Here is a 20210-nt window from a genome sequence, read left to right on the forward strand (position 1 = left end):
AGCTGGTTGAGATGACGGACCGAGAGACGACGGGCGGCGCGCCCGGCGGAGAGGCGCCCCGTACGGCACTGGTCTTCCCCGGGCAGGGCGCCCAGAAGGCGGGCATGGGCGAGGCCTGGCGGGACACCCCCTCCTGGGCGCTGGTGGCCGAGGTATCGGAGTACACCGGTATCGACGTCGAGGAACTCCTGCTGAAGGCCGACGACGAGACGCTGCGCCGCACCGATCTCGCCCAGATCGCCGTCTTCACCACGGAGGTGCTCGCCCACCGCGAGGCGGAGGCCGCCGGGCTGCTGGGCGATGTGGTGGCCTGCGCCGGGCACAGCCTGGGCGAGTACACCGCGCTCCACGCCGCCGGGGCCCTGCCGCTCGCCGACACCGCCCGCCTCGTCGCCGCCCGCGGCCGGGCCATGCGCGCGTGCGCCGAGCGGTCGCCCGGCACCATGGCCGCCGTGGTGCGGCTCGGCCCCGAGACCGTGGCGGCGCTGGTCGCCCAGGTCCAGGAGGACGGCGGCCAGGTCTGGATCGCCAATGTCAACGCACCCGGCGCCATCGTGCTCTCGGGCACCGCCGAGGCCGTGGACCGGCTCGCCGAACTGGCCGTCGAGAACGAGGGCAAGGTGATCCGGCTCGCCGTCGGCGGCGCCTTCCACAGCCCGCTGATGGCCCCGGCCGCCGACGACGTGCGCGAGGCCCTGGCCGCCGTGCGGTTCGCCCCCGAGCACCTTCCGGTCGTCGCCAACGTGGACGCCCGCCCGTACGCGAGCGGCGAACGCTGGCGGGAGCTCGAACTGAACCAGCTCACCAGCCCGGTGCGCTGGGAGGAGAGCGTCCGCACGCTGGCCGATGAACTCGGCTGCACGCGGTTCGTGGAGCTGGGCCCCGGGCGCCAGCTGACCGGCATGATCCGCCGGATCGCGAAGGGCGCGCTCACCGTCCCGGTCGAGTCGTCCGCCGCCCTCGCCAAGCTCACGGCCCCCGAAGTCCCTGAAGCCTCTGAAACCCCCGAAACCCCTGAAACCGCTGGAACTTCCGGAGCGTCCGGAACCCCCGTACCCCGCTGAGCCTCACCCTTTGAGAGCGGAAGGAGACCCCCGCATGGCCGACGCCACCGCCGCCCTTGACATGGACGAACTGCGCACCTTCGTCGCGGATGTGCTCGATGTGGACGAGGAGGACGTCACCGACGACGCCGACTTCGTCAAGACGCTGGGCGTGGACTCCCTCATGGCCCTCGAGGTCATGGTCGTCCTGGAGAAGAAGTACTCGGTGAAGCTGGAGGAGCGGGAGATGAAGGACATCACCACGCTCCGCAAGGTGCACGATCTGCTCGCCTCGAAGCTGGGGAAGTGAGATGACGGCGGCCGCCTGCGGACCGGTCGACGGCACCGTGGAGGTCGTGGACCCCGGCGTCCCCGGTGAGCGGCCCGCCCGGTGCGTGGCCGTGGTCGGCGCGTCGGAGAAGGTGTTCGCCGGGCACTTCCCGGGGTTCGCCATCTTCCCCGGCGTATGTGTCGTGGAGTACGTCCAGCGCGGCGCCCTCGCCACACTGCCGGAGCGCGAACCGGGCGGGCGCTGGGTCCTGGCGGCCGTCGAGTCCTCCCGGTTCCTCAGCCCGGTCTACCCCGGGGACGAGCTGACCAGCGAATACGTCTGGTCGCGCAAGGACGGCGCGGTGCGCTGCCGGGCCTCGGCGGCCACCGGGCGCGGACCCGCCGCGCAGATAAGGCTGCGCTTCGAGAACCGGGACGCCCGGGGCGCGGAGGCCGGGGCGGGGGAGCGGAGCGACCAGGGCCGAGGAGCGGACGCCGGATGATCACTGTCGATGAGATCAAGCGGGTGCTGCCGCACCGCTACCCCATGCTGCTGGTCGACCGGGTCACCGAGCTGGTGCCGGGCGAGCGGGCGCGCGGGCTGAAGGCGGTCACCTGCAATGAGCCCTGGTACGAGGGGATGCCGGACACCGCGTCCGCGGAGGACTACCACTATCCGTGGACGGTGCTCATCGAGTCCTGGTGCCATGTGGCCGGGGTGCTGGTGGCCTGGGACCGGCCCAACCCCGATGTACGCAAGGGCAAGGCGATGCTGCTCGGCGGGATCACCGACGCCGAGTTCCACCGCCCGGTGGTGCCGGGCGATGTGGTGGAGCATCATGTGCGATTGGCCCGCCAGGTCGGCGAGACCTTCGTCTTCGAGGGCGAGAGCCTGGTCGGGAAGGAGACCGTCCTCACCATCGGGCGGCTGACGATGACCATGCGCCCGGCCTCCGACCTGGAGGCCCCGCCCGTGACCGCCCCGCCCGTGACCGCCCCGCCCGTGACCGCCCCGCCGGCGGCCGCGCCGCCCGTGCCCGACCCCCCTGTGCCCGACCCCCTCTGACCGACATCACCTCCGGGAGAAGGACCTCACCGTATGTCCGACCGAATATCCGACGACACGGGCCGCGCATCCGGTGACAACGAGCCGACGCCGCGCGTCGCGCTGGTCTCCGGCGGCTCCCGCGGCATCGGCCGGTCCACCGTGCTGCGGCTGGCCCGGGACGGCTTCGACGTGGCGTTCTGCCATCACTCCAGCCCCGATGCCGCCCGTGAGCTGGAGGAGGAGGCGGCGCGGCACGGCGGCGGGCGGGTGATCGGCCGGCAGACGGACGTCCGCGACGCGGGCGCGGTGCGCGAACTGGTCGCCTTCGCCGAGGAGTCGCTCGGCCCGGTCGATGTCGCGGTCACCAGCGCGGGGATCACCCGGGACAATCCGCTGCTGCTGATGAAGGACGAGGAGTGGCGGGACGTTCTGGAGGTCAACCTGGACGGCACCTATCACCTGTGCCGTTCCGTGGTGTTCGGAATGATGAAACGCAAGTCCGGATGCGTCATCAACATCTCGTCGGTCGCCGGGGTCCACGGCAATGCGACCCAGAGCAATTACGCGGCGTCCAAAGCGGGGATCATCGGCTTCACCAAGTCGCTCGCCAAGGAGGTCGGACGGTATGGCATACGGGCCAATGTGGTGGCGCCCGGCTTCGTCGAGACCGATATGACGGCGGAGCTTTCCGACCGGGTGCGCAAGGAGGCGGAGCAGAGCATCCCGCTGCGCCGCTTCGGCCGTCCGGAGGAGGTCGCCGACATGGTCGCGTACCTGGTCGGAGCGGAGTATGTGACCGGAGCGGTGTTCCAGGTCGACGGCGGCATCGTCCTCTGACGGGCGCCGTCGGCACCTTTGTTCGAACGGTGGTCGCCGGCTGAGGGCCGCTCCATGAGCGTCACGCACGAGACGGACGAGCGAGGGGGTACGGACGTGGCAGCCAAGCGCAGCAAAGTACCGCGCTTCTATTTCAATTTCCGCAGCCCGTACAGCTGGATCGCCTACCGTGATCTGATGGACCGCTATCCGGATGTCGCACAGGCGGTGGAATGGCACCCGTGGTGGGAGCCGGACGCGGATGGTGAGCGCCGTATGGCCGAACAACGCCATCACTTTCCGTATACGGCGATGTCCCGGGAGAAGCATCTCTATATCCTCCAGGATGTGCGCCGGCTGACGACCGACCGCGGCCTCGCGGTCCACTGGCCGGTGGATCTCGACCCGGTCTGGGAGGTGCCGCATCTGCCGTACTTCCTGGCGCTGGACGCGGGGCTCGGCCCCGCCTACATCGAGCGCGTCTACCGGGCGCGCTGGCAGGAGGGCCGCGACATCTGCGACCGTACGACCATCGCGGCCATCGCCGGTGAGCTGGGGCTTCCGGCCGACCGGGCGGCGGCGGCCGCCGATGACGAGGAGCTGCGCGGCGGCCGGGGACTCCAGGCCCTGCTCGCGCTCAGCGACGCCGGGGCGTTCGGCGTGCCGTTCTTCACCCATGGCTATGACAAGTTCTGGGGCGTGGACCGGCTGCCGGCCTTCGTCGACGCGGTCCGCTCCGGCTCCGGGCCGCGCCCGGGCTCCGGTGACCGGTCCGGGCCCCGCTCCCGGGACACGCCCGCCGCCGTGCCGTCGGACACCGACTTCGCCGCCGCCCGGTCGGCCGATCCGGGCCATGCCGGAGGCTGTGGCTGACTCTTCGCCCGCCCGCTCGTTCACACGTTGTCGCCCGTCCAACTGCCCGTCCGACCGCCCGTCCAACTGCCCGTTCGACCGCCCGTCCAACTGCCCGTCCCGACCGCCCCGTCCACCGCCCGCCGCGACCGAGACGAGAACGCCCTGACCGCCGACGGACACTCCCCCTCCTGGAGGACGCAGATGCCCGAGCCACGCCAGACGTCGGCGCGCTCCCCCTCCCTGGGAGCCCGCGCCCTCTCGGCCGCGGCCCTGCCGATCGCCCCGCTGTACGGGGCCTCGCTGGCGTATCTGGCCTTCCATCCGCGGCGCCGGGAACAGCGGGAGCACCCACGGGACCACGGGCTGCCCTGCACGGAGCTGAAGGTGCCCTTCGCGGCGCGCAAGCACCTGGACACCTGGCTGTGCCCGGCGTCCCCGGAGAAGGTGGTGGTGCTCGGGCACAGCATGGCCACGGCGAAGGACCACAGCCTGCGCCACGCCAAGTTCCTGCACGACGCCGGGTACACCGTCTGTCTGTTCGACCACCGCAACCACGGGGCCAGCAGCGACGACTGGGCGCTGTTCGGGCTGGGCGACCGGTTCGCGAGCGATGTCACCGCCGTGGTGTCCCATCTGCGCGGCCGGCGGGGGTACGGCACGGCGCGGATAGCCTTCTACGGCTTCTCGTTCTCGTGCTTCTCGTCCATGTGGGCGCTGACGCACGACGGGTTCGAACTTGACGCGCTGGTGTGCGACAGCGGGCCGGGGCACGACGTCCCGCCGCTGCTGCGCAAGTTCCTGGAGGCCGAGGCGCTGCCGCTGCCCGCCGTGCTGAAGGGCGAGCCGGCCCGTTCGGTGGTGGCGCGGACGCTGTGCGCGGTGGGCCCGGCCATGCTCCGGGCCCAGTGGCCCCCGCCCGCGACGGGCAAGTTCGCCAAGATCCCCCTGTTGTTCATGTCGGGCGAGCACGATGCGATCGTGCCGCCTTCCTCGGTGGACGCGCTGGCCGAGCGCTATGCCCAGGCCGAGACGCACGTCCTGCCGGGAGCCGAGCATCTGCTCGGGCTGGAGACCGATCCTGAAGGCTACGCGAGCGTGGTGCTGGATTTCCTTGAGCGGGCCCTGGGGTAGCAACCTTGACCGTCCCTCCCGGGACGGAACTTTTCGGGAAGAGGGAAGAGAGAGCATGCAAAAGGTGCTCATCGCCAACCGTGGCGAGATCGCTGTCCGTGTTGCCCGTGCCTGCCGGGATGCCGGGATCGCGAGCGTAGCCGTCTACGCCGATCCGGACCGGGACGCATGTCATGTGCGCGCGGCCGATGAAGCCTATGCGCTGGGCGGTGACACCCCGGCGGCCAGCTATCTCGACCAGGCCAAGGTCCTGGCCGCGGCCGCCGAATCCGGCGCCGACGCCGTCCACCCCGGCTACGGATTCCTCTCCGAGAACGCCGAATTCGCCCAGGCCGTCCTCGACGCGGGCCTGACCTGGATCGGCCCCCCGCCGCACGCCATCCGCGACCTGGGCGACAAGGTCGCCGCCCGCCACATCGCCCAGCGCGCCGGCGCCCCCCTGGTCGCCGGCACCCCCGACCCGGTCTCCGGCGCGGAGGAGGTCGTGGCCTTCGCCGAAGAGCACGGCCTGCCGATCGCCATCAAGGCCGCCTTCGGCGGCGGCGGCCGCGGCCTGAAGGTCGCCCGCACCATGGAGGAAGTCCCCGAGCTCTACGACTCCGCGGTCCGCGAGGCCGTGGCGGCGTTCGGCCGCGGGGAGTGCTTCGTCGAGCGCTACCTCGACAAGCCCCGCCACGTGGAGACCCAGTGCCTGGCCGACACCCACGGCAACGTCGTGGTCGTCTCCACCCGTGACTGCTCCCTCCAGCGCCGCCACCAAAAGCTCGTCGAAGAGGCCCCGGCCCCGTTCCTGACCCCGGAGCAGAACGACCAGCTCTACGCCGCCTCCAAGGCCATCCTCAAGGAAGCCGGCTATGTGGGCGCCGGTACCGTCGAGTTCCTCGTGGGCAACGACGGCACGATCTCGTTCCTGGAGGTCAACACCCGTCTCCAGGTGGAGCACCCGGTCACCGAGGAGGTCACCGGCATCGACCTGGTCCGCGAGATGTTCCGCATCGCGGACGGGGAGAAGCTGGGGTACGACGATCCGCCGATGCGGGGGCACTCGTTCGAGTTCCGGATCAATGGTGAGGACCCGGGCCGTAACTTCCTGCCCGCCCCCGGCACCGTGACCTCCTTCGTCCCGCCCGCCGGCCCCGGTGTCCGGCTGGACGCGGGCGTGGAGTCGGGCAGCGTCATCGGCCCGGCGTGGGACTCGCTGCTGGCCAAACTGATCGTCACCGGCGCCACCCGCACCCAGGCCCTCCAGCGCGCCGCCCGTGCCCTGGCGGAGTTCCAGGTCGAGGGCATGGCCACCGCGATCCCGTTCCACCAGGCCGTGGTGGTGGACCCGGCGTTCACCAGCGAGCCGTTCACGATCCACACCCGCTGGATCGAGACCGAGTTCAACAACACCATCGCCCCCTTCGCCCCGACCGGGATGGACGAGGTCGACGAGCCCACCGCCCGGGAGACCGTCGTGGTCGAGGTCGGCGGCAAGCGGCTGGAGATCTCGCTTCCGGCAGTCCTCGGCCTGGCGGTGTCGCCCGGGGAGGTCGCGGGGACCAAGAAGCCGAAGCGCAAGGCGGTCAAGAAGTCCGGCTCCGCCGCCTCCGGCGACGCCCTGGCCTCCCCGATGCAGGGCACCATCGTCAAGGTCGCCGTCAATGAGGGCGACACCGTGGCCGAGGGCGACCTCATCGTCGTCCTGGAGGCCATGAAGATGGAACAGCCCCTCAACGCCCACCGCGGCGGCATCGTCAAGAGCCTGAACGCGAACGTCGGCGCCTCGGTCAGCGCGGGCGCCGTGATCTGCGAACTCAAGGACTGACCCGCCGCGATGACACCCTTACGGCGGGCTCCGAGCGGGGCCCGCCGTTCAAGGACCGGCAATGTGAGGTCAGTCCTTGAGCGTCCGCTCCAGGAAGCCCAGGACCGTCTCCGCGTACATCTCCGGCTGGGTCTTGATCCCCTGCAGATGTTCGGTGTCCGGCAGGGTGTGCACCTCGGCCAGCGGATAGCGCTCGGCCAGCGCCCGCACCCCGGACGCGGGGATCATGGTGTCGAGATCACCGGCCAGAAAGAGCATCGGGGTGCGCTCGTACGCGCCCCCGAGCGGCGGCGGCCACTGCACCCGCAGCATCGCCACCGCGGCCGACGAGGCGACCGTCTCCACGACCGCGCGGGAGGGCCCGGCGCCCAGCGGGCCGGGGATCGGCACGCCGCCGGCCGCGACGAAGTTCCGGAACAGCGGGGCCAGCTCCAGCGCCGGACCGCTGTCGAAGATCACCGCGTCGACCGGGCAGTCCTCCCTCTTGAGCATGTAGAAGGAGGGGAAGGTCGAGATGGAGAAGCCGTAGATCGCGATGCGCGCCGTGGCGTACTCGTCCATCGACCGCATGTGCCGCACCACGGCGACCACATCGTCGGTGTGACGGTCGCTCATGCCCCAGCCCGCCCGGTCCGCGACGCTCTTACCGTGGTTGCGGTGGTCGAACATCGCGACCGTATAGCCGGCCTCGCTGAGCAGCCGCGCCTGCGCCAGGCTCGCGGACTTGCTCAGCCCCAGGCCGTGTCCGAGGACCACGACACGCTCGGTGTCGCCGGGGATGAGCCAGACATGCAGTCCGCGCCCCTGCTGACCGTTCAGCGGAACGTTGACATCCGTGCTGGTCAGCCCCAGGTCGGCGGGCTTCTTGTGATGCGGCCTGCGGGGCGGGTGGTAGATCATGTACGAGAGGAAGGCGCCGTACAACGGTGCCACCGGGAGGGTCACCGCCGAGGCCGCCTTGGCCAGGAATCCCGTCGCCATGGTCGTCAAACCCCTATCACCGCTCGTGCCCGGACGTGCGCGATCGTAGTGCGGACGGGCAGGTGACCGCGTCGGCCGGGAGGCGAACGTGGCCGAAGTCACCGGGGGTCCGCGATCGGCAACGCCGCCGCGCGGCAAGGGCGTTGGGGGCGCGGGAACGGGTCGCGGCGGCGCGTGCGGACGGTGGGGTGCCCACGGCGTGCCGCGCGCGCCGCTGTACCGTCGGTACGTCCACAGCGAGCGCATCATCGGCCGATAGCACGGGGGAAGCGAACAGTGTCCTTCACCAGCCCGGTTCAGCCCGCACAAGAACCCCGGCGATGGGCCCCGGTCGGCGCCCTGCCCACTCCGGGGAGCCGTCCCGGCCCCGGCGAGGTGGCCGTATGGCTGCTGCGGATACCGCCCCATGCCGCCGCTGCCACCGCCGTCGCGGAGTCCGTGCTGGACGAGCGGGAGCGGGAGCGCGCGGGGAGGCTGCGGACCGACCTGCTGCGCGAGCGCTATGTGACCTCCCACGTGGGGCTGCGGACGCTGCTCGGGGGCTATCTCGGCATCGCCCCGGGCGCGGTCGAGTTCGTCCGGGAGACCTGCGGAATGCCGGACTGCGACAAGCCGCACGGCCGCCCGGCCCTGGCGGGCGAGGACTCGCTGCACTTCTCCCTCTCCCACTCCGGGGACGCCGCCCTGTGCGCCGTCGCCGGGGTGCCCGTGGGCGCCGATGTCGAGGAGCGGGACCCCGAGCGCACCGGGACCCGGCTGACGGGGCTGATCGGGCAGCTGCACCCGCAGGAGCGGGCGGCGATCGACGCGCTTCCGGAGGAGCTGCGGGCGGAGGCGTTCCTGGGCTGCTGGGTCCGTAAGGAGGCGTACCTCAAGGGGATCGGCACCGGGCTGCCGGGCGGGATCAGCGCCCACCATGTGGGTCTCGCCGAGGGGCTGGCCCCCGCCGACGCGCCGTCCGGCCCCGGCGGCTGGGCCTTCGCCGACATCGAGGCACCGCCCGGCTACCACGCGGCGATCGCCGTACGGGACGAGGCCGCGAGCGGTGGCCCGGCGCGGCCGGTGGTGACCGTGGCCGGTCTGCCCCTGGGCTGATCGTCCCGGGTACAGTCGGCGCCATGCCGCATCTCGAGGTGGAACTCTCGGCAGGCACGGTCGAGTACGAGGACACGGGAGGCGAGGGGCCCGTCGCGGTCCTGTTGCACGGGGTCGCCATGAACGGCTCGCTGTGGCGCGATGTGGTCGCCGCGCTGGGCCCCGGCATCCGCTGTGTCGTCCCCACCCTCCCGCTGGGCGGACACCGCCGTGCGATGCGGCCCGACGCGGATCTGTCGGTGCTCGGGGTGGCCCGGCTGGTCGCCGAGTTCCTGGAACGGCTCGACCTTACGGACGTCACGCTGGCCATGAACGACTGGGGCGGTGCCCAGGCGCTGATCGCCGACGGCCGCGCCCAGCGCATCGGCCGCCTGGTGATCACCTCCTGCGAGGCGTTCGAGAACTTCCCGCCCGGGCTGCCCGGCCGGAACCTGGTGCTGGCCGCGAAGCTGCCGGGCGGGCTCAACGTGGCCTTCAAGCTGCTGAAGATAGAGCCCCTGCGGCGGCTTCCGATCACCTGGGGGTGGATGACCAAGCGCCCGGTGGACCGGAAGGTGATGGACGCCTGGTTCCAGCCGCTGTGGACCTCCCCGGAGATCCGCCGTGACCTGCGGAAGTACGTTCTCGGGGTGCCACCGGTGGACGAGCTGCTCCGCTGGGCCGACGCGCTGCGCACCTTCGACCGCCCCGCCCTGGTGGCCTGGGCCTCCGAGGACCGCGTCATGCCCCCCGAGCACGGTCTGCGGCTGGCCGGTCTGCTGCCCCACGGCAGCCTGGTGGAGATCCCCGACAGCTACACCCTGATCCCCGAGGACCAGCCGGGGCCGCTGGCCGAGCTGATCCGCGCGTTCATCCTGGGCGGCGCGGCCACGGCCTAGGGATTACGGGCTGGGGACTGTCGGACCCCCGGCGTACCGTCGTCAGTATGTGCAGATCCATCAAGACACTCCGCCCGCCGTACGCCGAAGCGGTCACCGACGACGATATGCGCGCCGCGGCGCTGCAGTACGTCCGCAAGATCTCCGGCTTCCGCCGGCCGGCCGCGCATAACGCGGAGGCGTTCGACAAGGCCGTGGAGGCGATCGCCGCCGCCACGGGCGAGCTGCTGGACTCGCTCGAGGTGCGGGGCGGGGCCGCACGCTGAATGGCCCGAGGCTCTTGAGCACCCGGGCCATTCGCTTGATCAGTTGTGCGCCGCCAGGGACTCGAACCCCGGACCCGCTGATTAAGAGTCAGCTGCTCTAACCAACTGAGCTAGCGGCGCCTGCTGACGAAGTAAATACTACCTGGTCCGGGAGGGTGGTTTTGACCACCGCTCGCCAGGGCATAGCGGAGCCCTCCGGGCGGCCGGAGCCCTCCGAGCTCAGATCGAGAGGGAGAGCAGCATCGGGGCCGCCTCACGGTTGAGGGCGTCGGCGGCCTGGCGCAGCCGGTGGGCATGGGCCAGGGGGAGGGAGAGGGCCAGACAGCCCACCGAGCGGCCTGCGCTGACCGGAACCGCCGCACAGACCGTGCCGATCGCGTATTCCTGCAGGTCAAGGACGGGGACGGTGGCGGGCTGGCTGTCCAGCTTGCGGAACAGCACCTTCTCGTTGGTGGTGGTCCGGGAGGTGAGCCGCACCGTCTTGTGGCGGGAGAGGTGATCGCGGCGGCTGTCGTGGTCGAGCTGGGTGAGCAGGCATTTGCCGAGCGCCATGGCATGGGCGGCGGAGCGGAAGTCCACCCACTCGTTGACCTTGGGCGTCCGCGGGCCGTCCGCATACTGCGTGATCTTGATTTCGCCGTCCACATAGCGGCTGAGGTAGACCGCCGCGCCCACCGAGTCGCGCAGTGCGGTCAGGGAGCTCTGGAGCTTGTCCTGGACGGCGTGGCCGCGGCCGGGGCCTGCGGAGCCCAGCAGGGCCAGGGAGATCCCGCCGACATAGGCGCCGTCGGCGATCTGCTCCACATAGCCCTCGCGGCGCAGCATCAGCAGCAGATCGGCGAGCTGGTGGGCCGGCAGCCGGGTCTCCCGGGCGATCATGATGTCGCTGACGCCGGACGAGTGTTTGGCGACGACCTCCAGGATCCGGAGGGCGTGCTGCACCGAGTGGAACGGTGCGGTCGGCTCGGGCCTGAGCGCCACGATTTCCCCCCTCGCAGGTTGGCGTGGCTTTGTATCACGATAACCGCCAAGGGGCTTATCCGGATCGGCTGTTGAGGATATTGCCGAGCCGCCGCACCCCGGCCAGCCGGGGCGTATATCCATGGCATATGACATAGGCATGCCCCCGCGGATGGGTCGCGGGGGCAGTGCCGACAGGGGCCGGGTGATCTACCTGGCAGGCGGCGGATGATCTAGAGAACCGCGCTCAGGAACTCCCTCGTCCGCTCGTGCTCCGGCTCGGTGAAGATCTTCTCCGGCGGCCCGGACTCGATCACCCGGCCCGCGTCGAACATCAGCACATCGTCGGAGATGTCCCGGGCGAAGTTCATCTCATGCGTCACGCACAGCATGGTGATGTCCGTCGTATGAGCGATGTCGCGCAGCACATCCAGCACCCCGGCCACCAGCTCCGGGTCCAGCGCCGAGGTGACCTCGTCCAGCAGCATCACCTGCGGCCGCATCGCCAGCGCCCGGGCGATCGCCACCCGCTGCTGCTGCCCGCCGGAGAGCTGCGTCGGGTACGCGTCGCACTTGTCGCCGAGCCCGACCAGGTCGAGCAGCTCCCGGGCGCGGGTCTCGGCCTCGTCCTTGCTCAGGCCGAGCACATGCACCGGGGCCTCGGTGATGTTCCGCAGCACCCGCATATTGGGGAAGAGGTTGAACTGCTGAAAGACCATCCCGATCTTCTTGCGCACCTCACGGGTGTGCTTCTCGCCCGCCGGGACCAGCGAGCCGCCTCTGTCCTCATGGGTGAGGTAGTCGCCGTCGACCTTGATCGTGCCCTCGTCCGGCTTGATCAGCGTCATCAGCAGCCGCAGGATCGTGGTCTTGCCCGATCCCGAGGGGCCGATCAGGGTGACGTGCTTGCCGGAGGACACCGAGAAGTCGAGGTTGTCCAGGACCGTATTGCTGCCGAAGCGCTTGGTCACCTGGTCGAAGCGGATCAGTTCACTGCCGTCCACGGCAGGATTCGTGTGGTCGGTTTCAGTGGCCAAGACGACGCTCCAGGGCTCGCATCAGAAGGGAAGCCGGATAGGCGATGACGATGAAGGCGATGCCGACCATCGTGTAGGGCTCGATGTACTGGAAGGACGACGCGCCTTCGGCGCGCGCCTTCTGCAGCATGTCGACGACGCCGATCAGCGCGAGCATCGGGGAGTCCTTCAGCATCGCGATGACGTAGTTGCCCAGGGCGGGCACCACCCGGCGGATGGCCTGCGGCAGGATCACCGCGGTCCAGGTACGGCCGCGGGAGAGGCTGAGCGCGGTCGCCGCCTCCCACTGCCCCTTGGGCACACCGTCGATACCGGCCCGGTAGACCTCGGCGGTGTACGTCGAGTAGTGCAGGCCGAGCGCGATCACGCCGGTGGTGAGCGCCGAGAACTTGATGTCCCAGGTCGGCAGCACGTAGTAGAAGAAGAACAGCTGCACCAGCAGCGGGGTGTTGCGGATGAACTCCACGACCGCGGCCACCGGCCAACGCACAAAGCGGGTCGGCGAGCGGAAGGCCATCGCCCACACCAGGCCGAGCGCGAACGCCAGGATCGAGCCCAGCGCGGTCGCCTCCAGGGTGATCAGCAGTCCGCGGCCCAGCTCGGGGAGGAAGTCCTTGGCCACATCCCAGTTCCAGGTCACTGGGCACCTCCCGTGATGATGTTGGACGACTGCTCGGACTCCTGGCGCGCGGACAGCTTCCGGGTGACCAGCGGGCCCTTGTCGGACTTCACCGGAGCCTGGCCGATGCCCGCCTTGGCGCGCCGCTCCAGCAGCCGCATCAGCCGGGTGAGGACGAAGGCCAACACGAAGTAGAGGACCAGGATGATCGCGTAGATCTCCAGGCTGTCGCCGGTCGCCAGCCGCGAGAGCTGGGCGGCGAAGGTGATGTCGGCGACGCTCACCGCGGAGACCAGGGCGGTCGCCTTCAACAGCTCGATCAGCAGATTGTTGAAGGGCGGGATCATCTCCGGGATCGCCTGCGGCAGGATCACCCGGCGCATCCGCTGTGCGGGGGTGAAGCTGAGCGCGATGGCCGCCTCACGCTGCGCCGGGGCCACCGAGGCGATCGCGCCGCGCACGATCTCCGAGCCGTACGCCCCGTAGGTGAGGCCCAGCGCCAGCACCGCCGCCCACATCGACACCAGTTGGTACCCGAAGGCCAGCGGCATCACGAAGAACAGCCAGAACATCAGCACCAGGGCCGAGGTGCCGCGGAAGATCTCCACATAGAAGCCGGTCAGAAAGCGGACGATCCACAGCCGTGAGGTGCGCGCGATCCCGATGCCGAACGCCACGACGGCCGCGAAGACCGCGCTGAACAGGGTCAGCTGGATGGTGATCCAGACGCCCGGAAGAAGCCAGTTTTCCCACAGTCCGGCCGTCATGAGCACAGCTCCTTGGCGGTCAGATCGGTCATCTCTTCCTTGGTGAAGCCAAAGGGCCGCACGATGCGCAACAGCTCGCCGCTCTTCTTCATCTTGTGCAACTCGACATTGAAGGCGTCCCGGAGCTTGGTCTCCTCCGGCCGGAAGGCGAAACCGCCGGCGCCGATGTCCGGTTTGCCGTCGACGTAGGCCTGGAACGGCTCGGTGGCCTCGGCCTGTCGGCTGTTCCGCTGCTTCACCACGTTGTGGACGGTCACGGTCGTGCCCGCGAAGACATCGGCCCGGCCCTGTTCCACGGCCAGCAGCCCGGCGAGCTGGTCGGGGAGGATCAGCATGTCGCTCTGCTTGATCCCGACGGCCTCCGCGTACCCGATCTGGGCATATGCGGTGCCAGTAGCCATTTTGGCCTTCTGTTTGACGATGTCCTGGTAATTGTGGATGTTCTTGGGATTCCCCTTGCGCACGATGAACGCGTCACGCATGCGGTAGTCGGGGTCGGAGAAGATCACCTGGGCGCAGCGGTCGGGATTGATGTACATCCCCGCCGAGACCACGTCGAACTGCTGCGAGCGAAGGCCGGGGATGAGCGAGCCGAACTCGGTCGGCACCGGCTGGACCTTGGGCACTCCCAGCCGCTTGAAGATGATCTTCGCGATCTCCGGCGCCTCGCCGGTGAACTCGCCGTTTTTGTCGATATAGCCGAATGGGATCTCCCCCGCTATTCCCAGTCGGACCGTGCCCTGCGACCGCAGCCGCTCCAGCAGATTGCCCCCGTCCTTGGCGCCGGAGCCGGACACCCGGCTGCAGCCGACCGCGCCCAGCAGACCCAGGGCCGCGCCGCCGGCGAGAAGAGAGCGGCGGCTGGGTCCCATTTTCGCTATTTCTCTGCTATCGGTGTCTTTCTCACGTGGTGGAGCCATGGGCGCGCGGCTACCCGACTCCGGCAAATGTATGCAGGCTGTTTCCGGCCCTTGATACAGCCGATGCCTGGGTAGGCCCCCTACGGCAGGACTGGTTCCGAAGCGACCTGGAGGAAAGTCGATGGTTGACCGAGCCGACCGGTTCATCGAGGTCTCGCTCGAGAAGCGTGGGGTGAGCTGCACGGCCAAGCTCCTTGACGAGCGTGCGCCGATCACCTGCGAGGCGGTGTGGAACGCACTGCCGCTGGGGGGTGACGTATATCACGCGAAGTACGCGCGCAATGAGATCTATGCGCTACTGCCCCCCTTCGCGCCCGAGGAGCCGCCCCTGGAGAACCCGACGATCACCCCGATCCCCGGTGACCTGTGTTACTTCACCTTCACGGACACCCAGCTCGGGACCAAGTCGTACGGATACGAGACCGACGCCAAGCACCAGGGACGACGGCAGGTCGTCGATCTGGCGCTCTTCTACGAGCGGAACAACCTGCTGATCAACGGCGACGCGGGCTGGGTGCCCGGGATCGTCTGGGGCTCGGTGGTCGACGGCCTCGACCGGATGGCCGACGCCTGCCAGGACCTGTGGCGCGCCGGGGCGCTGGGGGAGACCCTCAGCTTCCGCCGGGCGTAGCCCTCGGCGTTCGCCGGGCGTAGCTCTCGGCTTCCGCGGGGCGGGGGCCTTGGCGTTCGCCGGGCGGGGGCCTTGGCGTCCGCGGGGCGGGGGCCTTGGCGTCCGCGGGGCGGGGGCCTTGGCGTTCGCCGGGCGGGGGCCGTTGGCTGTCGCCCGGTGGGGCCGTTGGTTTCCGCCGGGCGTAGACCTCGGTTCCCGCCGGGCAGGGGCCCTTGGCTTCCGCCCGGTGGGGCCCGCCGGGCGGGGGCCGTTGGTTTCCGCCGGGCGGCGGCCCTCGGCTTCCGCCGGTCGGAGAGCTTCAGCGTTCGCCGGGCGGCGGTCCTCGGCCGCCTGCGCCCGGCGTAGCGCACGGACCCGGCCCGGGGCGGCTGCGCCCCGGGCCCGGCCGCCCGTGTCAGGCGCCCAGGTCGCCTCAGGCAGCCGCGGGTCGCACCCCGTCCGCCAGCCCGGCCTCGAACAGCGCGTGCGCCGCCCGCAGCACCAGCGCGTCCGCGTGGCGCGCGCCCACCAGTTGCACCCCGATCGGCAGACCCGCCCCACTCAGGCCGCACGGCACCGAAGCCGCGGGCTGCTGGGTCAGGTTGAACGGGTAGGTGAACGGCGTCCAGCCCGTCCACCGGGTGTGCTCCGAGCCCTTGGGCACCTCGACCCCCGCCTCGAACGCGGTGATCGGCAGCGTCGGGGTGACCAGCAGGTCGTACGCGGAGTGGAACCGCCCCATCGCATGGCCGAGGGCCATCCGCACATCCACGGCCGCCAGATAGTCCAGCGCGCTGTACGACGCCCCCTGGGCGCAGATCTCGCGCAGCCCCGGATCCAGCAGCTCCCAGGCCTCCGCGCCCAGCGGCTGCACCACCCGGGCCGCGCCGCTGAACCACAGCGTGTGGAACGCCTCCACCGGATCCTCGAACCCCGGGTCGATCTCCTCGACCACGGCGCCCAGCTCCGCCAGCAGATCCACCGCCCGCCGCACCGACGCGGCCACCTCCGGGTCGACCACGGCCGCACCGCCGAGCGAGGGGCTGTAGGCCACCCGCAGCCCGTCCACCCCGCCCCCGCCGGAGGCGAGCGCCTCCTGGAAGCCGCCCCCGGAGGGCGCCAGCTGGGACCAGTCGCGCCAGTCCGGACCGGAGATCACATCCATCAGCAGCGCCGCGTCCGCCGCGTCCCGGGTCATCGGCCCCACATGGGCCAGGGTGCCGAACGCGCTCGCCGGATAGAGCGGAACCCGCCCATAGGTGGGTTTCAACGCGAAGATGCCGCAGAAGGACGCCGGGATACGGACCGAACCCCCGCCGTCCGTCCCCAGGCTCAGCGGACCCGCGCCCAGCGCGACCGCGGCCGCGCTGCCGCCACTGGAGCCGCCCGCGGTCCGCTGGGGGTCGTACGGATTGCCGGTGACCCCGTAGACCGGACTGTCGGTGACACCCTTCCAGCCGAACTCCGGGGTCGTGGTCTTTCCCACGAACACCGCGCCGTGCTCGCGCAGCCGCGCCACCGAGGGCGCGTCCTCGTCCCACGCCTGGCCCTCGGGCCGTACGGTCCGCGAACCGCGCAGCGTGGGCGCGCCACGCAGCAGCAGGATGTCCTTCACCGACACCGGAACGCCGTCCACCAGCCCCGCGGGGGCCCCGCGCCGCCACCGCTCGGCGGACTCCTCCGCCTGCCGCAGCGCGCCCTCGGCGTCCACCCGGCTGAAGGCGTTCACCTCCGGCTGTATCTGCTCGATCCGGTGGAGGACGGCACGGGTCGCCTCGACCGGGGAGAGCTCGCCGGAGGCATAGCGCTCGATGAGTTGAACGGCTGTCAGGTTGTGAATGTCCGTCATCCGGCTCTCCGTTCAGGTCCTGCGATCAGTCCACCGGTACGTACCCGAGGCGTTTGTCGACGATGTTGAGCAGTGGCTCGCCCGCGCACCAGCGCTCGTAGTTGTCCTGGAACTGCTCGGCCAGATGGTCGCGCCACCCGACCGTGTCGCCGCTCATATGGGGCGAGATGAACAGCCCCGGGACGTCCCACAGGGGATCGTCCGAGGTCAGCGGCTCGTGTTCGAAGACATCCAGGGCCGCGCCGCCGATCCGCCGGGCCACCAGGGCCGCCGTAAGGTCCTTCTCGACGACCAGGGGGCCGCGGCCGACGTTGATGAACCGGGCGGTGGACTTCATCCGGTCGAAGATCGTCCGGTCGAACATGCCGCGGGTGGCGTCGGTGAGCGGCGCCGCGCACACCACCCAGTCGGCCGAGGGAAGCAGCTCGGGCAGCTCGTCGCCGCCGCGCACGCCCGGCCGCGCGGTGCGGCCGACCAGGTCGACCACCACGCCGAGCGAGGCCAGGGTGGAGTCGATCGCCCGGCCGATGGGGCCCGCGCCCACGACCACGGCGCGCGTCCCGGCCAGCCGCATCGTCTCCCGGTGCTGCCAGCGGCGCTGCCGCTGCAGCTCCCAGGTGCCGTGGAAGTCCTTGGCCATGGAGATCACCAGGCCGGCCACATACTCGGCGATCGGCTGCTCGAAGACCCCTCGGGCATTGGTCAACACCGTGTCGGAGGTGATGAGTTCGGGGCAGAGCAGCCGGTCGACCCCCGCGCTCGCGGTATGGACCCAGGCCGGCCGGGGGCCCTCGCCGGGCCAGGCGTCGCGGACCGCGTCGGAGGTGAAGTCCCAGACCAGGAGCACATCCGCGGCGGGGAGCGCCTGGGGGAGCGAATTCTCGTCGCAGACAAGTACCTTCGCCCGGTCGGCCACCCGGTCCAGGCGGACCGGCGGCTGGTCGCCGAAGACGACAACTGTGCTTTCGGACATAGGCGGGAAACCGTTTCGAAACGTGGATGGGTTTGCCTGAAGAAGGAGGGGGCAGGCGCCTCAGTTTGAGGATTGACCACGCTAGGCAGCGGAAACTACCGTCGTCAACAACGGCATCTGTCCCGGCGTCCCCGGCAGTAGGCCGGTCCCTCTCCATCGCAACCTCTGGCCAATGGTCCAGTCCCTCCGTTCCGTATTGGGGCTCGCTTTGGACGTCTCTTTTCTGGGTGGCCCACAGCCGCAGCGCGGCGTGGGTGTGGTGGCACCGTTCGACTTCGCACTCGATCGTGAACTATGGCGCTGGGTACCCGACGAGGTCTCCCTGCACCTCACCCGTACCCCGTTCGTACCCGTCGAGGTCAGCCTCGACCTGGCCCGGCTCGTGAGCGAACACGAGACCTTGCACGACGCCGTGCAGGCGCTGGCGGCCGTCGCACCGGAAGTGGTGGCGTACGCCTGCACCTCGGGCAGCTTCGTCGGCGGCGTGGCCGGTGAGCGCGCGATGTGCGCGGCCATGTCCCAGGCGGGTGAGATCCCGTCGCTGACCACCTCGGGCGCACTGCTGGAGGCGCTGCGGGAGATCGGCGCCCGGCGGATCGCGGTGGTGACGCCGTACACCCGGTCGGTCACCGACTCGCTCGAGGAGTATCTCGCCGAGGGCGGCATGACCGTCACCGGACGGGCGTACCTCGGCCTGACCCGGCACATCTGGAAGGTGCCGTACCGCGACGTGGTCGACATGGCCCGGCAGGCGGTGGTCGGAGCGACCGACGCGCTCTTCATCAGCTGCACCAATCTGCCGACCTACGACGTGATTCCGCAGCTGGAGGCGGAGCTGCGGATGCCCGTGCTGTCCGCCAACCAGGTCACCATGTGGGCGGCGCTGCGGGCGATCGGCGCCGAGGCCGTCGGGCCGTACCAGGCGCTGATGGACCCGGCCGCCCGATCCGGTCCGGCGGGGATGTCGGTGTCGCCGATGAGCCGCCCGCTCCCGGTGACGGACCCCGTCGTCGAATCGGTGATCGAGGCCGTGGAGGCGGTCGAGGCCGCGGTGGACGAGCCGGAGGCGGCGCTGGCCGGGGCGGCGTCGCCCGGGCTGGACGGCGATCCGGCCGACGGGCTCGACCCGGGTTTTGGAACCGGCCTCGGCGAGGGCCCCTACCTCGATGATTCGGGCGGCCCGTCGCCGTTGTGACGGCCGATCGTCGCCGGTGTGGCGGGCAGGTCTGTCGCTGGTGCGGCCGGCAGGTCTGTCGCCGGTGTGGCGGGCAGGTCCGTCGCCGGTGCGGAGGCGGGCCCGTCACCTGCGCGAGGGGAGTTGTCCGGCGGGTGGGAACCCGCCGGGCCTGCGCGGTGTAGGAGAAGTAAGAGCAGTGCAGGGGGCGGCGCTCGCGGGGGCCGCCAGTAAGGAGGCAGTCATGGTGGACTCGACGCGCCCGGCCCCGGACACGGTCGGCTTTCTCTACCCCGGATACTCCGCCGAGGACGAATACCCCCGCCTGGAAGGCATGCTCGGCGGCGACAGCGGCGATGTCCGGCTCCCCCTGGTCCATACCGACATCGGGGAGGACGCCCACCGGGTGGACGCCCTGCTGGAGATGGGGTCCGCGGCCCGCCTCGCGGCCGGGGTCGCCGAGCTGGCCGAGCGCGGTGCCCGGGCCGTGGTCTGGGCCTGCACCAGCGCCAGCTTCGTCTTCGGCTGGGAGGGCGCCCATGAGCAGGTGCGCGAGCTGGGCGAGACGGCCGGATTGCCCGCCTCCAGCACCTCCTTCGCCTTCGCCCACGCGGTGCAGGCGCTCGGCGCCGAGCGGGTGGCCATCGCCGCCACCTATCCGGAGGATGTCGCCGACTACTTCAGGGCATTTTTGAAGGCGGCGGGCGCCGAGGTGGTCTCGATGCGCGGCAGCGGGATCATCACGGCCGCGGAGGTCGGCACCTGGGGCCGGGAAGAGGTGCTGGAGCTGGCCCGCGCCGGGGACCACTCCGAGGCCCAGGCGGTGCTCCTTCCCGACACCGCCCTGCACACCGCCGCCTGGATTCCGGATCTGGAGGCGGAGCTGGGCAAGCCGGTGCTCACGGCCAACCAGGTCACGGTCTGGGAGGGGCTGCGGCTGCTGGGCCGCGATCCGGTCCATGACCGGCTGGGCACGCTCTTCGCCCGGAGCGGCGGATAGCGGCGGCTGGTCCGGCCGCGCAGGGGCGCGGCACGGTGGCCGAGAGGCGGTGACGGGGAGCTGAACCCCGGCGGAATTCCATGTCGCTCTTTCGCCATCGGGGCATTC

General features: G+C 70.8%; 22 protein-coding genes and 1 tRNA gene. 14 read left to right on the plus strand and 9 right to left on the minus strand.

All coding sequences use genetic code 11. The features are described from left to right. Nucleotides 1-11 precede the first annotated feature (11 nt). The 8 genes from J8403_RS26815 to J8403_RS26850 all read left to right on the plus strand — a co-directional run bounded on the left by J8403_RS26815 (nucleotide 12) and on the right by J8403_RS26850 (nucleotide 6973). The gene (locus J8403_RS26815) at nucleotides 12-1064 is read left to right on the plus strand and encodes an ACP S-malonyltransferase (RefSeq protein WP_211125395.1); all 1053 of its coding nucleotides are present in this window, start codon (nucleotides 12-14) and stop codon (nucleotides 1062-1064) included. Nucleotides 1065-1098: 34 nt separating this feature from the next. After that, nucleotides 1099-1353 carry an acyl carrier protein gene (locus tag J8403_RS26820; protein WP_211125396.1) on the plus strand — a complete coding sequence of 85 codons (255 nt, stop codon included), beginning with the start codon at nucleotides 1099-1101 and terminating at the stop codon, nucleotides 1351-1353. A 1-nt stretch (nucleotide 1354) separates the two neighbouring features. Continuing rightward, a complete protein-coding gene (locus J8403_RS26825) occupies nucleotides 1355-1816 on the plus strand; it encodes an ApeI family dehydratase (protein ID WP_211125397.1) in 462 nt (153 codons plus the stop codon). Beyond that, complete coding sequence (locus J8403_RS26830; RefSeq protein WP_211125398.1) at nucleotides 1813-2379, plus strand: 3-hydroxyacyl-ACP dehydratase FabZ family protein; 567 nt, start codon at nucleotides 1813-1815, stop codon at nucleotides 2377-2379. Before J8403_RS26825 ends, J8403_RS26830 begins: the two co-directional genes overlap by 4 nt. 33 nt (nucleotides 2380-2412) lie before the next feature. Next, the gene (fabG, locus tag J8403_RS26835) at nucleotides 2413-3198 is read left to right on the plus strand and encodes a 3-oxoacyl-ACP reductase FabG (RefSeq protein WP_211125399.1); all 786 of its coding nucleotides are present in this window, start codon (nucleotides 2413-2415) and stop codon (nucleotides 3196-3198) included. A 54-nt stretch (nucleotides 3199-3252) separates the two neighbouring features. Next, nucleotides 3253-4050, plus strand: coding sequence for a 2-hydroxychromene-2-carboxylate isomerase (locus J8403_RS26840; RefSeq protein ID WP_211125400.1), 798 nt, complete (start codon nucleotides 3253-3255; stop codon nucleotides 4048-4050). Nucleotides 4051-4233: 183 nt separating this feature from the next. Then, on the plus strand, nucleotides 4234-5163 hold the full coding sequence (locus J8403_RS26845; protein ID WP_211125401.1) for an alpha/beta hydrolase: 930 nt from the start codon (nucleotides 4234-4236) through the stop codon (nucleotides 5161-5163). 55 nt (nucleotides 5164-5218) lie between these two features. Further along, complete coding sequence (locus J8403_RS26850; RefSeq protein WP_211125402.1) at nucleotides 5219-6973, plus strand: acetyl/propionyl/methylcrotonyl-CoA carboxylase subunit alpha; 1755 nt, start codon at nucleotides 5219-5221, stop codon at nucleotides 6971-6973. A gap of 69 nt (nucleotides 6974-7042) precedes the next feature. Here the strand turns inward: J8403_RS26850 and J8403_RS26855 are convergent, their stop codons facing one another. Continuing rightward, entirely contained in the window at nucleotides 7043-7954 is a 912-nt protein-coding gene (locus tag J8403_RS26855; protein WP_211125403.1) for an alpha/beta hydrolase, read from the minus strand. A 276-nt stretch (nucleotides 7955-8230) separates the two neighbouring features. Between J8403_RS26855 and J8403_RS26860 the strand changes: the two genes are divergently transcribed. Genes J8403_RS26860 through J8403_RS26870 form a run of 3 tightly spaced genes read left to right on the plus strand, consistent with a single transcriptional unit; the run spans nucleotide 8231 to nucleotide 10193 of the window. Continuing rightward, on the plus strand, nucleotides 8231-9049 hold the full coding sequence (locus J8403_RS26860; RefSeq protein WP_211125404.1) for a 4'-phosphopantetheinyl transferase family protein: 819 nt from the start codon (nucleotides 8231-8233) through the stop codon (nucleotides 9047-9049). A gap of 23 nt (nucleotides 9050-9072) precedes the next feature. Next, nucleotides 9073-9927, plus strand: a complete 855-nt coding sequence (locus J8403_RS26865) for an alpha/beta fold hydrolase (protein WP_211125405.1) — start codon at nucleotides 9073-9075, stop codon at nucleotides 9925-9927. A 47-nt stretch (nucleotides 9928-9974) separates the two neighbouring features. Beyond that, nucleotides 9975-10193, plus strand: coding sequence for a DUF2277 domain-containing protein (locus tag J8403_RS26870; protein ID WP_211125406.1), 219 nt, complete (start codon nucleotides 9975-9977; stop codon nucleotides 10191-10193). Between the two features lie 46 nt (nucleotides 10194-10239). Here the strand turns inward: J8403_RS26870 and J8403_RS26875 are convergent. The 6 genes from J8403_RS26875 to ehuB all read right to left on the minus strand — a co-directional run bounded on the left by J8403_RS26875 (nucleotide 10240) and on the right by ehuB (nucleotide 14496). Continuing rightward, nucleotides 10240-10313, minus strand: a tRNA-Lys gene (locus tag J8403_RS26875). A 99-nt stretch (nucleotides 10314-10412) separates the two neighbouring features. Continuing rightward, nucleotides 10413-11174 carry an IclR family transcriptional regulator domain-containing protein gene (locus J8403_RS26880; RefSeq protein ID WP_211125407.1) on the minus strand — a complete coding sequence of 254 codons (762 nt, stop codon included), beginning with the start codon at nucleotides 11172-11174 and terminating at the stop codon, nucleotides 10413-10415. Nucleotides 11175-11386: 212 nt separating this feature from the next. Then, a complete protein-coding gene (gene ehuA / locus J8403_RS26885; protein ID WP_059142026.1) occupies nucleotides 11387-12157 on the minus strand; it encodes an ectoine/hydroxyectoine ABC transporter ATP-binding protein EhuA in 771 nt (256 codons plus the stop codon). A gap of 22 nt (nucleotides 12158-12179) precedes the next feature. Beyond that, the gene (gene ehuD, locus J8403_RS26890; protein WP_137965930.1) at nucleotides 12180-12830 is read right to left on the minus strand and encodes an ectoine/hydroxyectoine ABC transporter permease subunit EhuD; all 651 of its coding nucleotides are present in this window, start codon (nucleotides 12828-12830) and stop codon (nucleotides 12180-12182) included. Continuing rightward, entirely contained in the window at nucleotides 12827-13576 is a 750-nt protein-coding gene (ehuC, locus tag J8403_RS26895) for an ectoine/hydroxyectoine ABC transporter permease subunit EhuC (protein ID WP_211125408.1), read from the minus strand. Before ehuC ends, ehuD begins: the two co-directional genes overlap by 4 nt. After that, entirely contained in the window at nucleotides 13573-14496 is a 924-nt protein-coding gene (gene ehuB, locus J8403_RS26900; RefSeq protein WP_211125409.1) for an ectoine/hydroxyectoine ABC transporter substrate-binding protein EhuB, read from the minus strand. The genes ehuC and ehuB overlap by 4 nt, the downstream gene beginning before the upstream one ends. 121 nt (nucleotides 14497-14617) lie before the next feature. Between ehuB and J8403_RS26905 the strand changes: the two genes are divergently transcribed. Further along, on the plus strand, nucleotides 14618-15127 hold the full coding sequence (locus J8403_RS26905; RefSeq protein WP_211125410.1) for a DUF3830 family protein: 510 nt from the start codon (nucleotides 14618-14620) through the stop codon (nucleotides 15125-15127). A gap of 412 nt (nucleotides 15128-15539) precedes the next feature. Here J8403_RS26905 and J8403_RS26910 read toward each other — a convergent pair whose 3' ends face one another. Both J8403_RS26910 and J8403_RS26915 read right to left on the minus strand, forming a co-directional pair. Then, the gene (locus J8403_RS26910; RefSeq protein WP_211125411.1) at nucleotides 15540-16955 is read right to left on the minus strand and encodes an amidase; all 1416 of its coding nucleotides are present in this window, start codon (nucleotides 16953-16955) and stop codon (nucleotides 15540-15542) included. Between the two features lie 25 nt (nucleotides 16956-16980). Then, nucleotides 16981-17928, minus strand: a complete 948-nt coding sequence (locus tag J8403_RS26915; protein ID WP_211125412.1) for a D-2-hydroxyacid dehydrogenase — start codon at nucleotides 17926-17928, stop codon at nucleotides 16981-16983. Nucleotides 17929-18136: 208 nt separating this feature from the next. Here J8403_RS26915 and J8403_RS26920 point away from each other — a divergent pair, with 208 nt between their 5' ends. Together J8403_RS26920 and J8403_RS26925 are read left to right on the plus strand one after the other, a co-directional pair. Continuing rightward, nucleotides 18137-19123 (plus strand): maleate cis-trans isomerase family protein, encoded by a 987-nt coding sequence (locus tag J8403_RS26920; RefSeq protein WP_211125413.1) that lies wholly within the window; start codon nucleotides 18137-18139, stop codon nucleotides 19121-19123. Between the two features lie 223 nt (nucleotides 19124-19346). Continuing rightward, nucleotides 19347-20102: a maleate cis-trans isomerase family protein gene (locus J8403_RS26925; protein ID WP_211125414.1), complete on the plus strand. Its 756-nt coding sequence runs from the start codon at nucleotides 19347-19349 to the stop codon at nucleotides 20100-20102. Nucleotides 20103-20210 lie beyond the last annotated feature (108 nt).

This window comes from Streptomyces yatensis (assembly GCF_018069625.1).
Classification (GTDB): Bacteria; Actinomycetota; Actinomycetes; order Streptomycetales; family Streptomycetaceae; genus Streptomyces; species Streptomyces yatensis.